The organism is Corallococcus sp. NCSPR001, assembly GCF_017309135.1.
Classification (GTDB): Bacteria; Myxococcota; Myxococcia; order Myxococcales; family Myxococcaceae; genus Corallococcus.
Window position 1 is genome coordinate 6,172,272 of record NZ_JAFIMS010000002.1, and the last position, 14,053, is coordinate 6,186,324.

Consider the following 14,053-nt stretch of genomic DNA (forward strand, 5'->3'; position numbering starts at 1 on the left):
GGCGCCCCGCTCTCGCGAGGCCCACCGGGGCCGGAAAACCCTCTACGGAGCTACGGAGCCTGGATGCCGGCTCAGTAGTCCATGTCGTCGCCGCCGTACTCCGGCATGGCGCCGCCACCCGCGCCGCCCTTGGACTTCTTCTTGGGGCGCTCGGCGATCATCGCCTCGGTGGTGAGCAGCAGGGACGCCACGGAGGCGGCGTTCTGCAGCGCGGTGCGCTCGACCTTCGTCGGGTCGATGACGCCGGCCTTCTCCAGGTCCTCGTAGACCTCCGTGCGCGCGTTGAAGCCGAACGCGCCCGTGCCTTCCTTGACCTTGTTGATGACGACCGCGCCCTCGATGCCGGCGTTGCTGGAGATCTTGCGCAGGGGCTCCTGCAGCGCCTTGCGGATGATCTCCACGCCGAAGTCCTGCTCGCCGCCCAGCTTCAGGCCGTCCAGCGCCTTGAGGCTGCGGATGTAGGCCACGCCGCCGCCAGGGACGATGCCCTCTTCGACGGCCGCGCGGGTCGCGTGCAGCGCGTCCTCCACGCGGGCCTTCTTCTCCTTCATCTCCACTTCGGTCGCCGCGCCGACGTTGATGACCGCCACGCCGCCCACGAGCTTCGCCATGCGCTCCTGGAGCTTCTCGCGGTCGTAGTCGCTGGTGACCGTCTCAATCTGGGTGCGGATGAGCTTGATGCGCCCCTCGATGTCCGCCTTCTGGCCGGCACCGTCCACGATGGTGGTGTTGTCCTTGTCCACCGTGATGCGCTTGGCGCGGCCCAGGTCGGTGAGGGTCAGGTTCTCGTACTTGTGACCCAGCTCCTCGCTCACCACCATGCCGCCCGTCAGCGTGGCGATGTCCTTGAGCATCTCCTTGCGGCGGTCACCGAAGCCCGGCGCCTTCACCGCGGCCACGTTCAGCACGCCGCGGATCTTGTTCACCACCAGGGTGGCCAGGGCCTCGCCCTCGATGTCGTCCGCGATGATGAGCAGCGGCTTGCCCGAGCGCGCCACCTGCTCCAGCACGGGGATCATGTCCTGCATCGACGAGACCTTCTTCTCGCTGATGAGGATGTAGGGGTCGTCCATGACGACCTCCATGCGGTCGCGGTTCGTGACGAAGTACGGCGACACGTAGCCACGATCGAACTGCATGCCCTCCACCACGTCGAGCGTCGTCTCCAGGCCCTTGGCCTCCTCGACGGTGATGACGCCCTCCTTGCCGACCTTCTCCATCGCGTCCGCGATGGTCTGGCCGATGGTCTCGTCTCCGTTGGCGGAGATGGTGCCCACCTGCGCGATGGCCTGCTTGTCCGTGGTCGTCTTGGACATCTTCTTCAGCTCGGCGACCACCACCTCCACGGCCTTGTCGATGCCGCGCTTGAGGTCCATGGGGCTGTGGCCCGCGGCCACCAGCTTCAGGCCCTCCTCATAGATGGCGCGCGCGAGCACGGTCGCCGTCGTGGTGCCGTCGCCGGCCTTGTCGGAGGTCTTCGACGCGACCTCCTTCACCATCTGCGCGCCCATGTTCTCGAAGCGGTTCTCGAGATCGATCTCCTTGGCGACGGTGACGCCGTCCTTGGTGATGGTGGGCGAGCCGAAGCTCTTCTCGATGACGACATTGCGGCCCTTGGGACCGAGCGTCACCGCGACCGCATCCGCGAGGACCCGGACGCCGCGCAGGATGGAATCGCGCGCGGACTGATGGAAGAAGATTTCCTTCGCTGCCATCGTAACCTCCTAGAATACTTGGGGAATTTCTGAGAATGGGGATGGCCGTTAGCACTCGGCCATGTCGAGCGCCAACATAAGGGCCGCATCGACGATGTCAACGGAAAGGGGCAGGCGTGTGGGCCTGAGGACGCCTTCCGGCCCGCTCGGGTGGGGGCCCGGGACGCCCGGGGAAGGCCCTACTCCGCGAAGCGCACGAGGTTGAGCAGTTGCCCCATGTCCAGGGGCTTCTGCAGGGTGATGGCCACGCCCTTGCGCAGGCCCCGGTCGGAGATGTTGGCGTCCGTGCTGGCGGTCATCATCAGGACGGAGATGTTCTGGAAGCGGGGGTCCGCCTTCAGCATCTCCGTGAAGTGGATGCCGTCCAGGTGGGGCATCAGGTAGTCGGTGATGACCAGCCCCACGGGGTGGCGCTCCATGATGTCCAGCGCCTGGAGCGCGTCCGACGCCGAGAACACGGTGTAGCCATGCATCTCCAGGTAGCGAGAGAGCATGGTGCACAGCTCGTAATCGTCATCGACGACCAGGATGTTCACGGGGTTCGGGCCAAAACGGGGCGCTGGAAGGTAACAGCGACGCCGGTCGTTGACAACGCGAAGGGCGGCTTCTTAGCTGCCTGCCCGTATGGCGAAGCGCATGGCGAAGCAAGGGGAGGCGCGGGACATGGACGCGCGGCTGGAGGGGGTCGCGGACGCCTTCGAGGCGAGGGACTTCGAGGCCGCGCTCGCCAGCGCCGACGCCCTGCTCCGGGACGTTCCGGATTCACCAGAAGCCCTGCACTACCGGGCCGCCGCGCTGGTGGAGGTGGGCCGCCTGGAGGACGCCGGCAAGGCCTATGGCGCCGCCCTCAAGCTGGCCCCGGAAGACCTGGAGATCCTCTTCGGCGCGGCGGAATTCCTCGTGTGCCGCACCGGCGAGGACCGCGAGGCGGTGGAGGAGGGGCTGGAGTGGTGTGGCCGCGGGCGGAAGCTGGCGCAGCGGGCGGACGACGTGGAGCTGGTCTACGAATTCCTCCTCCTGGAGGGCATGGGCCTCAACCAGCTGGGGGAGTGCGAGTCCGCGCTGAAGATCCTGGACCAGGCGCTGACGCACATGCCGCGCTCTCCGGACGCGCAGTTGGAGCGGGGCATCGCGCTGTTCGAACTGTGCCGCTTCGCACCCGCGCAGGAGGCCTTCGAGCGGGTGCTCAAGGACGCGCCGGACGAGGCGTGGGCGCACCACTACCTGGGGCTCGTCGCCGAACGGCGCGGGGACGCGAAGGAGGCGAAGAAGCGCTTCGCCCGGGCGCAGGCGCTGGCGCCGGAGGAGCTGCCGCCGCCGGTGGCCCTGGAGGAGGCGGCGTTCGACCGCGCGGTGGAGGACGCGATGCGCGCCCTGCCCTCGCAGGTGAAGCAGTACATGGACAACGTGACGCTGGCGGTGGAGGACCTGCCGTCGGATGAGGACCTGCTGGGTCAGCAGCCGCCGCTGTCGCCGTGCATCCTGGGGGTGTTCCGGGGCACGCCCGTGGGCGAGCGCAGCGTGATGGACGCGGCGGATCACTTCCCGCCCTCCATCGTGCTGTACCAGAAGAACCTGGAGCGCTTCGCGCGCACCCGCGAGGAGCTGATCGAACAGATTGGCATCACGGTGATGCACGAAGTCGGTCACCTGATGGGTCTGGATGAAGACGACCTGTGGGAGCGGGGACTGGACTAGCGCCGCTCTCCCCTGCCCTGATGCGCGCCATGCATGCATGGACGAAGCTGGGGCTGATGGCGGCGGTGCTGGGACTGACGGGCTGCCTGGGCGGCGGCGACGACGACGGGCCGCGCACGTGTCCGCAGGTGGTGGTGTTCGCGCGCTCGGACAGCGAGACGTGCAAGTCCTTCCCGACGCCGTGTGACGTACCGGAGGGGTACGTCGAGTGCTGCGGCGGCCTCTTCGGGGGCTGCGCGGGGAACGTGTCGGGGAACACCTGCGTGGATGATCCGTCTGACACGTGCCAGCCCGGCGGCAGCGCGGACTGCCCGGGCATCTGCCAGTCGACCAGCGGCGGCTGACCGGGTCAGGCGGCGCGCGAGCCCTTGTCCTCGAAGTAGGCGCGGCGGGCTCGGGCGCAGGCGGGGCACTGCCACTGCACCAGGGTGAGGTGGCGGTCGCCCAGGACGATGGCCTCGTGGCGGAGTGAGTCCCGTGGGGCCTCGCGGGTGGCTCCGCAGGCGCAGCGCAGCCGTCCCAGCGTGGACAGCAGCTCCTGCGGGCTGGTGATGGGGATGGCGGACCCGGCGCTGTCGCCCCGGTGGTCGGCGTCGAACTTGCGCGCGAAGGCGCGGCGCCGGCCCCAGGCGCGGCCCTTGCGCCAGAGCTCCACCGGACCGCCCTTCACGACGACGAACATGAGCAGGCCGCAGACCGCGATGACGCCCAGGAGGACGGCGCCGGGGACCGCTGGGGGCTCATGCCGGGCCCGGCGGGCGGACCGGCTCCCGAGCTGGACGTAATAGCCGCGATGCTCCTCGGTGGAGCGCAAGGCCTTCACGTACTCCGCGATGCGCTCCGGCGGGACGGAGTCCGCGAGGCTGCGGTAGCGGTAGTCGAGCACCAGCGTCTTTCCGATGGGGCCCGTGTCGGACTCGAAGTGGAAGGCCGGATCGTCCACGGTGCTGTGCTCCCTGCGACCGGGAAGGGGCTCATCGGCCTTCAGCGTGATGCGGTGACGGGCGAAGACGGGGTGCCCCATCTCGAGCGGAAAGGCGCGGCGGGAGTAGCTCGGCTCCTTGAGGTACTCACGCAAGCCGTGCGCGGCGAAGTCCCGGTGGCCGTCGGCGGACCAGAAATCCTCGATGCGGTAGTACTCGCGCACGACGAGCACGTTCTTCGCGGTGTCGTCGTCCACCGTCAGGGGCTTCTCGACGGCGATCTTCGCGTCCGTCTTCGCGTAGTAGTTGACGTAGTAGCGGGACAGCTCGGCCAGGGACGTGCTCGCGAGCGAGCGGCGCATGGCGTTGGCGGATTCGCCCGTGCGGGTGGTGACCACCTCGAGCGTCGCCGGCCCGTCGCGCTTCGTCGCGACGTACGTCTCTTCCACGAAGACGGAGGGCTCCTTCAGCGTGGGCGCGGGGATGACGGAGAGCGCCGTGGTGCCGGGGGCCACGATGAGGGCCCGGCCGTAGGGAGGCGGTTCGTAGCGGTCCAGTCCGCCGCGCTCCAGCGTCGACGTGGGATCCACCCACAGCTCACGGCCGTCCACGGTGGCGTGGACGATGGCGTGGTCGAACGCGGTGGCGGTGGGACGCAGGCCGTCCAACAGCCGCGTGATGTCCGTGTTCACGAGCGCCGGCTGCGCGTCGATGCCCAGCCCCTTGAGCAGCGCCACCAGCAACAGCGACTTGTCCTTGCAGTCGCCGAAGCGGCGCTGGAGGACCTCGTCGGGCGGATGGGGCTGGTGGGAGTTGGGGCCCATCTCGATGCCCAGGTAGCGCACCTCGTCCTGGACGAAGCGCAGCGCGGCGACGAAGCGCGCCTCGGGCGTGGGCTCCTTCGCGAGCCGGCGGACCTCCTGATCCAGCGCCTTGGAGCGCGCGGGCACCTGGAAGAGGGACGAAGCCCAGCGCGCGACGTCGTTCCAGTCCTTGTATTCGCTCAGCTGGACCCACGGGTAGACAGGCTGCCATCCGGGGACGTGGTCCTCGGAGCGGACGGCGGGCACGTCGCGGCGCTCCAGGATGATCTCCCGTTCGCCGCCCAGCATCGACTCCGAGCGCGACAGGCCCGGCGCCGCGAAGTCGCGGATGAAGAGCGTGCGTCCCCTCCCCTCCGGCCACAGCAGGCGGTAGGAGAAGTGGACCACGCGGAAGGGCTGGCCCGCGGTGACGGCGTCGGAGAAGCGGCCGCCGAAGACGGGGTTGGCCCCTTCGAGGGAGTACGCCACCTCCACCGTGTCGCCGACGCGCACGTCACGCAGGAAGGGCACCACGGAGAGGGCGCCGTTGTAGAGCCGGTTCTGGAGTTCGGTCTCCTGCTGGATGACGCGGGCTTCGGAGGGCTGGAAGACGTCCTCGCGGCGGCCGTCGCGGATGCGCCAGATGCCGTGGATGGTGAGCTTCTGGTAGGTCGGGTCGAAGCGGATCTGGATGTCCGTGACGCGGTCGATGCCCTGCGGCGCGAGCACCTTCCGGGCCGCGTGCACGTACTGCTCGCGCGAATGGCCAGACACGCGCACCTGTTTATCCGTCAGCAGCCAGGCGACGCTCGTCTCGTCATCCCCCGCGGTCTTCGAGCCGGACTCCGGAGGAATGGGGAGCGGCTTCACCCATCTGGCCGGAGGGCCGACCCGGAAGGGCAACGCCGCCGTCGCCGCATGCGCGCTCAAGGACAGACACAGACACAACAGCAGGACGGACACCGGAAGAAGGTCCGGTGCCAGGAGGACGGAACGGAAGATTCGGCGCATGGCGGAAGGGCCTCATCATGGAACCCGGATGACGCGCCGGGCAAGACGCCCCCAGGGAAACCAGGCGAGCGTCCCCGCTCCATTCACCAGTGAAAACCGTCATGCAGGCCAGGCCTGGAATCGCCGAGACACGGGCTAGGGTTGCGGCCCTCGGATGGAAGGCCAAGGAGGCTTGGGATGATGGTCAACGTGAGGCAGGTCGCGACGCGGCTGAAGAGTGCGTTCCTGGCGGACCCGGAGCGGTTCTATACGAACGAGACAGGAGCCTGGGTGGCGGGGATGCCGACGCCCCAGGACATCCGGGTGACGACGGGCCGGGAGCCCTTCTGGATCAACCTGGGCTACTGGGAGCACGTGGAGAAGGTGGACGACTCCAACGTGGAGCGCGTGGGGGAACTGTTCCGGTCCGCGCAGGCGGAGATGGCGCGCCTGTTGGCGAGGACGGCGAAGCTGGGGCCTGGGGATGCGGTGTTGGACTGCGGCTTCGGTTACGCGGATCAGGACCTGCTGTGGGCGGAGGAGTTCAAGCCCGCGAGCATCCTCGGGGTGAACATCACGCCGAACCAGGTGAAGGTGGGCCGGGAGCGCGTGAAGCTGACGGGGCTGGAGGGCGTCGTCCGTCTGGAGGTCGGGAGCGCGACGGCGCTGCCGGGGCCGGAGGGGGCGTTCGACGTGGTGTTCGCGCTGGAGTCCGCGATGCACTTCCGGATGCGGCAGGACTTCCTGCGCGAGGCCTTCCGGGTGCTGAAGCCGGGAGGCCGGCTGGTGATGGCGGACATGGCGCAGAAGACGGACCGTGAAGCTGGAGCAGGACTCCGCGCGCGGCTGCGCTACCGCTACTGGCGCGGGCTGATTGCGTTCCCGGAGGAGAACGTCTGGTCGACGGAGCGCTACCTGTCGGAGCTGCGCCGGGCGGGGTTCCAGGACGCGAAGGTGGAGTCCATCGCGGACGACGTGTACCCGGCGGTGAACACGGCGCTGGTGGCGCTGCGGGGCATGACGCAGCTGGAGCGCAATCCGGGGAGCACGTCCCTGCACCAGGTGCGCGCGGACGTGCACAAGGCGATGCGGATGACGACGGAGCAGCTCCAGTGGCCCGCGCTGTTCAACTGCGACGAGTACGCCGTGGTCTTCGCGCGCAAGCCGTGACCGTGGTTGACGGACCGGGGCGGAGCGGCGGTAATCGGAAGCGGTAGGGCCTCCGGACCTGGTGGCCGGCCCGGTCTTCAAAACCGGTGAGGGGCTGCGAGAGCAGTCCCTGGCGAGTTCGATTCCCGTGCCCTACCGCCACACTTCCTCTTTGATTCCGACGTCCCTCGGATGAGGACTGGAGCAAGGCACACCGAAGTGCTCGCGATCGAGAGCGATTATGGCCCCCAGGGCATCAACGCGGAGGCTGGTCCCGTGGGCACTCGCGGCAATCCTGCTGACAGGCGTGGTGGGGCAGAGCGGATGCACCCATGGGCGTGGTCTTGTCATCGGACGCATTACACCTGAACACTTCCGCTTCAAGACAATCGTCGCGGTAGACGCCGAAGAGATGCGGCCTGATGGCTGGCGGGCTGTCTGCATTCATGCACGCATCACGGAAGGCGGCTCAGGAGCTACCGACGTGTGTAGATTCGAAGTGGGAGTTCCGATCCGCAACATCCAGCAGAGCGAGGTCCCCCTGGAGGTCGCCCAACAGGTTGCTACGTATCTGGCCAACATGGCGGCGCAGGAAATTCTATCCAATGCGCAGCAAGGAGAGATGATCGCCATCCTCTGCCGACGTTTCAAAAACAAGTATGAGCACCTGCTCAGGGAAAACATCGCCGGAGCCCGTGTTTCGGAGTGCACGACCCGAGGCCTGGATCCCGTATATTTCGACATTCCGCTGAAGGGCGAGGCGAATGACTGAAGTGACACGAGAGTCGCTGGTGGAAATCGCCCGGCAATACCATCCCGCTGGCTTCCCCGCGGAGGATGATGATCTGACCGAGTCAGTGCCAGCGCATCAGCGCACACCCGAGCACGCACGGTTCATGGCGGCCTGGGACAAGGCATTGAGCGGGACTGAGTGGAAGAACTTCATGACGGAACTCAGGCGTGCGCTCCCAGGTGAAAACATCGGCGGCGGGACTCAGCCCTATGTCTCGGCGTGCATGCGCTGTTTTCTATACCGAACGGAGCCAATGCCCGGAGGCGAGCGTCTCGCGACCCGCGTTGCTGCCGCAGTCAGCGTGCTTGCACCTTTTTACATTGTATATGCCACCACCCAACTCTGGCGTCCGACCTACACTGCCTATCCCATGCAGGCAGACCGCTCCCCCGAGAGAGAGGGAGCGGGTGCTCCGGCCTTTCACCTTCACCACTTCTCCTCTCCACAGCTGACTTTTGATCCTCCAGCGGCTGTCAGGCCTGAAGCGGATACGCTGGCGCGCAGCATAGAGGAAGTGCTCGGGTGTCGCCCCTTCCCGTTGGCTTTCGCGGGAGTGCCGCTTCCGGAGCTGCGCGTGGGCTTCTTCAATGGTGAAGGTCCCCCGACGCTCCTGGACGCGCTCTTCTCAGATAATCTCGCCCATTTGCCTTGACGGACCGCATTCGATGCACGACCGACTCGGGGGTCAGAACCGTTGGGGGCATGTCGCTCGACGATGCGGCGAACCAAGCCTCGGCGTCCGGGATGCGCATCGACCCGGCGAAGGTGGGAGGCGCCAAGGTGTTCCGCACCTGGGGCTGGCCCGTGGCCCTGATCGTGTCCGAGGAGATCAAGGAGACCCTGGAGCGCGCGGGAATCACCGGCGCGAAGTTCACCGACGTAACGGCCCCTGTACCGCACCGGATTGTTGAGACACCAAGTTGGTCGTAATCAGGCCGCCTGCTTCGATTGCATCAGCGCTCGCCGGGCCTGACTCGGCGAGAGGAAGTTGTGACGCTCCACCCTCCCCGCTCCAGAGGGAAACTGGCCGACCCTCAATCCCCTTGGGCACCTCGCAAATCGGTCTGGCAAGGCTTCAAAACCGGTGAGGGGCTGCGAGAGCAGTCCCTGGCGAGTTCGATTCCCGTGCCCTACCGCCAAATGATTCCGAGGGCTGCGCCTCACCTGCACCATGGAAACCGTACCCGGCCGCGTCCGGGATCATCCAACCCAGTCCACTCGACTGCGTTACCGCTGCGTTACTGCGCAGCAGGTAACGGCGAGGACTCAGCAACTGGCTCCATCAGGGGAACATCACGTTGCCAAACACGACAGTACGCGACCCATCTTCCTCCCAGAGCTTGAGTGAAAAGGGCCCTCGAGTTGTTTCTGCTGAGGCCTCGGCTTCCACAACAACCCGACCGACGTTTCCTCCTGGAATTGGCATTCGCTGCCATACGCGGATCACCTTCAACTCCACGCCAGCCTTGCCTTTGAGCGTTGCACCCTTCGCGAGCCATGGCTGAGCCCCGACCTTCACGTCCAACTTGATGTCCACCGCTACGCCCGTAGTGGAGCGATAGCTCGTGATGTAAGAGGCCGTCAGGTCACGCCCAGAGGCTTGGGAGAACTCAAGGGTCACGACTTGCCCGGCAACACCACGCTCGTCCATTCCTCCGGTGGAGATCAGGCCCGCCAGCCCTCCCGGAGCATCGTGCTCCGCCATCAGTCTTGCGTTCTCATTTTGGCAGCGCAGCAATTCCGCATGCGCCTCGCGGGCTTCCTGCTGGTACGTCTCAATCGTCCGCTTGCCGCGATAGACCTCAATGAGAGACTCGGCTTTTGCCGGATGGATCCGCAAAAGGAAGAATGCACGCAAGGGGGCTGCGCCATCCTTGAATCGCACGACCAGACGAAACCGCTCGCCTGGAGCTACACGCGACGAAGGCACCAGTCGAATCGTGGCTTGCCCCACATCCACCAGTGCAAAGCAATCTCGCCCCTCCAACTCGACACTGTCGCGCATCAGGTCGGAATCGAAGAAGAGAGCCGTCGAGAGTCCAGGACTGATCGCGATCTCGGGTGCGACTTGAACATCGTCCGGCGACAACTCGATGCGTCGTGCGCCCGGCACCGATGCTGAACCCTCTGACTGAGCGACGGCTGTTTCGGCGACGAACAGCAGCCCCAGGAGCACGACGAAAGAAGAAGATGACACTCGGCGATTACTCCCAGCTGGTGCTGTTACTCAAACTCGCTCACCGCCCTCACGTATTCGCTCGTGAAGATACGGCCATTGGAGGGTGAGTCGTTGCCGGGCTCGCGTGCCATTCCTCGTTCCCCGTCTTTCACGTCGTAGACCTCCAGGCAGACAGGAAAACTGTCGCCCTTTGGAGTAGTCGCCGAGGTAAGTCGCCCGTAAACGCGGTCTCGCACGATTAGCCGGCCAGACAGAACCGTCCCGTGCGGCATTTCCTCCCAATCACCGTACAAGAACACCTGGGAAGGGCCTTCCCGAACAGAAATGAATTGCGGGCGGTCACGGGTGAAAACGGCTTCGTGCCTGTCCCCAATGTCGATGCCCAGCTTCGCCATGGCCTTCACTGCACCCTTTGGGCACGGCTCAGGAGGAGGCGCCGGACGCACCTGCGGACCAGGACAGCCCATGAGCGCCGAGCATGCCGCCGCCGTGCTCACCGCACGGGCCATGACGCGCAAGCCCTTCTTCGCGGGCGTGGAGGGAAGCTGAAGGGGCTGCGTCTCTTTGGGCTGCGTCGTCACGGTGGCGGAATCCTCCTGGAGCGTCGCGGGGAGAGCGACGGCCGCAGCGGTGGCCTCCGGCCCGATGGGAACTGCGGCGCGGTCAGCTTGAGGCGACTTGCCAGAGGGCGCTACTTCCTGACGGACGGGGACAGGCCGCGCGACGCGTGACATCCCGAGGCCCCACGCCGCCCCTGACAGGACGAGCACCGCTGCGAGCGCCGCCCATGCGCGGAAGGCCCCGCGCCGCGCAGGCGTCACACGCACGGTCGTCACGGGAGGCGGTGTCGCGTCCACAGCAGCCGCGCCCACCGCAGGCACCTGCTTCCGGTGAACGCGTTTGCCGCGCCGAGGGCGGTGTCGTGGCTGGTGCCGCCACTGCTCGAAGCTGTCGATGTCCTCCCCGTCTGTCGTCGCGGAGTCCTCGTCGTAGGCGTCGCAGAGCGGCACGTCCCACGTCGCATCCGCGCCGCCTAACGCCTGCTCCAGCGCCACGCAGAGAGACTGGGCGCTCGGCGTGCGCGCCTCGGGCGTCTTCTCCAGGAGCTGCATGCACACGTCGCTCAGCGCCCAAGGCACCCGCTCGTTCTCCTCGTGCGGCGGCGTGGGTGCATTGGAGAGAATCGCCTCCGTCAAACTGGCGCCGTCCTCACCATCGAAGGGGAAGCGTCCCGTCAGCAGTCGGTAGGAGACGAGCCCCAGCGCCCACAAATCGTCCGCCGGTCCCGCGGTGTAACGGGCGTCTGGCGCCTCACGATGGGCTCGCAGGAAACGCCACGCCTCCGGAGAGCGGTAGTCCACGGTCCCGGGCGGCAGGATGTCCGCTGTCAGCTCGCGCGCGCCCGCGTAGTCTCCGATGCCGAAGTCCACCACCTTGGCCAGGCCGTCCGAGGCGCGCACCATGACGTTGGCCTCCTTCACGTCCCGGTGCACCACCCCATCCGCGTGGGCAGCTGCGAGCGCCCGTGCCACGCCCAGCAACGCGCGCGCCGCCTGCCTCGCCGTGGGGTTCTCCGCGTCGGCCCAGGCATCCAGCTGACGCCCCTCCACGTACTCCATGGCGATGACGATGAATTGCGGCTGGGCCACCGGCCAGTAGCCATGGCCCAGAATCCTCACCACGTTGGGGTGGCGCAGGCGGGTAAGTATGGAGACTTCGCGCTCCGCCCTCTCCCCCACGCGCGGCAGGTGTAGCAGCTTCAGGGCGAAGCGCTGGCCCTCGCAATGCGCAAGGTACACCGTGCCGAAGCCGCCCTGCCCTAGTTGGCGCTCCACCGTGTAGCCCAGCACCTGGGCCCCAGCAGACAGCACGGCCGGAGGTGGCCCCCGCATCATGGCGACCTTCTTTCGGGCTCCCTGGCCTCTCGCATGCGGCGTCCTCTCAGCGGGGCGCGGACCCTACCAGAAGCGTGAGAAGCCCGGGAATCCCTCCCTCTGGCTGCACGCTCTAGAAAAGACTCGTGGAGTTCATCCAAATCCACCGGACCTCCAGCGTTCACCCTTGGCCGATTTTTGTGCTGCGCGCTGGGCGGCATTCCAGGCGAGCTGATGGGCCACTTGCCCGCTTCCAGCGACTTCCCTGCGCGGCACCAACTCCTCCTTCGCGTGCGCCGGCGGAACGAGCCCCAGCTGCGGGCGTTGCTCCTTCTCCTGCCCGAGCCTCGGTAAGCGGCCCGGCCGAGCGCGCCCTCGGATACGCTGCGCCCGTCATGAATGAGGAACTTGGCATCACCATCGGCACCGAGGCCCGCGCGGCCCGCCAGCACCTGGGACTGACGCAGGCCGAAGTCGCGGAGCGCGTTGGGCTGGTGCACCCAGTCTACAACCGCCTGGAGCGAGGGAAGATGCTCCCCAGCGTCCCGTCCCTCTACCGCCTCTGCCGGGAGTTGCAGGTGTCCCCCGAGAAGCTGATGGGGCTCACCGCGACGGGCGACGTGCGCAAGGGCACGAAGACCAAGCCCAAGGAAGAGGACGCCCCGGAGCTGCGACGCCTCCTCCACCTCGCGCGCAAGCTGGACGCGGAGGACCTCGCAGCCCTCCTCCACGTCGCCTCGGCCCTGGCGCGCTGAAGCTTTACTCCCGCTTCAAGCCCTCCAACTCGTGGGCATCCAGCCCCTCGGGGAAGAAGCCTTGCTCGCCGAATTCCACCTCGTCACGAAGGGCGCTGCCTTCCGATAGCACCTGGGCCCACTCCGCTGCGGCATCCTGTCGGCCGTAGCCCGGGTTGCGCCTCGCCAGGGCCACTCGCATGGCGTCGCGCATGTCGGCCGCCGTAGAGAATCGCTCCTCGGGATTGGCGCGCAGCGCGACATGCAACATTCCCTTCACATCCGGGGACAGTGAGGCCACGGCCTCCTTGACGTTCTCCGGCCCGAAGCTGGCCAACAGCACCTGCATTTGCGTCAGCGGCAGCGAGGGGAGGATCTCCGGCTGGAGGTGAGCCATCCCCTTGAGCGGGCCCGACACGTCCTCCACATCGAAGAGGTGCTTGCCGGTGAAGAGTTCCACCAGCAGGACGCCCAAGCCGAAGACGTCGGAGCGCGGCGTCAGGGGCTTCCGCGTCAGGTACTCCGGCGAGGCGTAGGCTACGTCTCCACGCACGAGGCTGGCGGGTGACTCCTCGCGCCCCACCACCAGCGAGTAGGCCGCGCCGAAGTTCGTCAGCTTCACCTCGCCTTGCGTCCCCACGTAGACGTGCCGGGGATTGACGTCACGGTGGATGACGCCCAGCGACTTGCCGTCCGCGTCCGTCAGAGTGTGCGCATGGTGCAGTGCCTCAGCGATTTCCGCGCCGACATAGAGGGCGAAGGATTCGGAGACGGGACGGCCACGAGCCACGCCCGCACTCACCAGCGTCTCCAGCGATGGGCCGTCCACGTACTCCATGACGACGTGCAGCGTGCCCCGGTGCACCTTGCGGTGGAAAACCGTGGCGATGGCCGGGTGGCGCAAGCGGAAGGCCAGCTGAATCTCCTCCCCCAGCCGCGTGCGCTGCATGAAGGTGGAGGGGTTCGCCAACCGCCGCACGAAGCAGAAGCCGGGGAGCTTGTTGCCCCGTTCCGAGAAGCGCTGGGCCAACATCAGCAACTCCCCTGTCTGCATCAACACCAACTCGCGGACGGCCTCGTATCGAATGCCGTCAATGGTGAAAAGGTGCAGGGGCCTCCCGGGCGTCGGCGGAAGCTGCCTGCGGCACGCGGAGGCTTCGGTGCGCGCCAGGTCGTCGGTCGTCGTGTCGGGCAT

The 14,053-nt window shown here is 67.1% G+C and carries 12 protein-coding genes, 2 tRNA genes and 1 pseudogene; 9 read left to right on the top strand and 6 right to left on the bottom strand.

What is annotated here, in order from left to right; genetic code table 11:
* Positions 1-71: 71 nt before the first annotated feature.
* On the bottom strand, positions 72-1,715 hold the full coding sequence (gene groL / locus JYJ93_RS26620; RefSeq protein WP_206796339.1) for a chaperonin GroEL: 1,644 nt from the start codon (positions 1,713-1,715) through the stop codon (positions 72-74).
* A gap of 179 nt (positions 1,716-1,894) precedes the next feature.
* Complete coding sequence (locus JYJ93_RS26625) at positions 1,895-2,251, bottom strand: response regulator (RefSeq protein WP_120546639.1); 357 nt, start codon at positions 2,249-2,251, stop codon at positions 1,895-1,897.
* An 88-nt stretch (positions 2,252-2,339) separates the two neighbouring features.
* Between JYJ93_RS26625 and JYJ93_RS26630 the strand changes: the two genes are divergently transcribed.
* Both JYJ93_RS26630 and JYJ93_RS26635 read left to right on the top strand, forming a co-directional pair.
* Positions 2,340-3,413, top strand: a complete 1,074-nt coding sequence (locus tag JYJ93_RS26630) for a metallopeptidase family protein (protein WP_206796341.1) — start codon at positions 2,340-2,342, stop codon at positions 3,411-3,413.
* 29 nt (positions 3,414-3,442) lie between these two features.
* The gene (locus JYJ93_RS26635; protein ID WP_206796343.1) at positions 3,443-3,757 is read left to right on the top strand and encodes a hypothetical protein; all 315 of its coding nucleotides are present in this window, start codon (positions 3,443-3,445) and stop codon (positions 3,755-3,757) included.
* Between the two features lie 5 nt (positions 3,758-3,762).
* On the opposite strand, the gene JYJ93_RS26640 is transcribed toward JYJ93_RS26635, so the two are convergent.
* Positions 3,763-6,150 carry a DUF3857 domain-containing protein gene (locus JYJ93_RS26640; protein WP_206796346.1) on the bottom strand — a complete coding sequence of 796 codons (2,388 nt, stop codon included), beginning with the start codon at positions 6,148-6,150 and terminating at the stop codon, positions 3,763-3,765.
* Between the two features lie 177 nt (positions 6,151-6,327).
* Between JYJ93_RS26640 and JYJ93_RS26645 the strand changes: the two genes are divergently transcribed.
* The 6 genes and pseudogenes from JYJ93_RS26645 to JYJ93_RS26670 all read left to right on the top strand — a co-directional run bounded on the left by JYJ93_RS26645 (position 6,328) and on the right by JYJ93_RS26670 (position 9,210).
* The gene (locus JYJ93_RS26645) at positions 6,328-7,299 is read left to right on the top strand and encodes a methyltransferase domain-containing protein (protein ID WP_206796347.1); all 972 of its coding nucleotides are present in this window, start codon (positions 6,328-6,330) and stop codon (positions 7,297-7,299) included.
* A 42-nt stretch (positions 7,300-7,341) separates the two neighbouring features.
* Positions 7,342-7,440: transfer RNA gene (locus JYJ93_RS26650), tRNA-Sec, on the top strand.
* 145 nt (positions 7,441-7,585) lie between these two features.
* Entirely contained in the window at positions 7,586-8,050 is a 465-nt protein-coding gene (locus JYJ93_RS26655; protein ID WP_206796349.1) for a hypothetical protein, read from the top strand.
* The gene (locus JYJ93_RS26660) at positions 8,043-8,723 is read left to right on the top strand and encodes a hypothetical protein (RefSeq protein WP_206796351.1); all 681 of its coding nucleotides are present in this window, start codon (positions 8,043-8,045) and stop codon (positions 8,721-8,723) included. The genes JYJ93_RS26655 and JYJ93_RS26660 overlap by 8 nt, the downstream gene beginning before the upstream one ends.
* Positions 8,724-8,812: 89 nt before the next feature.
* Positions 8,813-9,001, top strand: a pseudogene (locus tag JYJ93_RS26665) (DUF1629 domain-containing protein); the annotation flags it as partial.
* Positions 9,002-9,116: 115 nt separating this feature from the next.
* A tRNA-Sec gene (locus JYJ93_RS26670) sits at positions 9,117-9,210 on the top strand.
* A gap of 143 nt (positions 9,211-9,353) precedes the next feature.
* Here JYJ93_RS26670 and JYJ93_RS26675 read toward each other — a convergent pair.
* Both JYJ93_RS26675 and JYJ93_RS26680 read right to left on the bottom strand, forming a co-directional pair.
* Positions 9,354-10,268 (bottom strand): DUF2381 family protein, encoded by a 915-nt coding sequence (locus tag JYJ93_RS26675; RefSeq protein ID WP_206796355.1) that lies wholly within the window; start codon positions 10,266-10,268, stop codon positions 9,354-9,356.
* Between the two features lie 26 nt (positions 10,269-10,294).
* Positions 10,295-12,100: a serine/threonine-protein kinase gene (locus JYJ93_RS26680; protein ID WP_330166734.1), complete on the bottom strand. Its 1,806-nt coding sequence runs from the start codon at positions 12,098-12,100 to the stop codon at positions 10,295-10,297.
* Positions 12,101-12,519: 419 nt separating this feature from the next.
* On the opposite strand from JYJ93_RS26680, the gene JYJ93_RS26685 reads away from it, so the two are divergent.
* Complete coding sequence (locus tag JYJ93_RS26685; RefSeq protein WP_206796357.1) at positions 12,520-12,879, top strand: helix-turn-helix transcriptional regulator; 360 nt, start codon at positions 12,520-12,522, stop codon at positions 12,877-12,879.
* Positions 12,880-12,883: 4 nt separating this feature from the next.
* Here the strand turns inward: JYJ93_RS26685 and JYJ93_RS26690 are convergent, their stop codons facing one another.
* Positions 12,884-14,053 carry a serine/threonine-protein kinase gene (locus tag JYJ93_RS26690; RefSeq protein ID WP_206796359.1) on the bottom strand — a complete coding sequence of 390 codons (1,170 nt, stop codon included), beginning with the start codon at positions 14,051-14,053 and terminating at the stop codon, positions 12,884-12,886.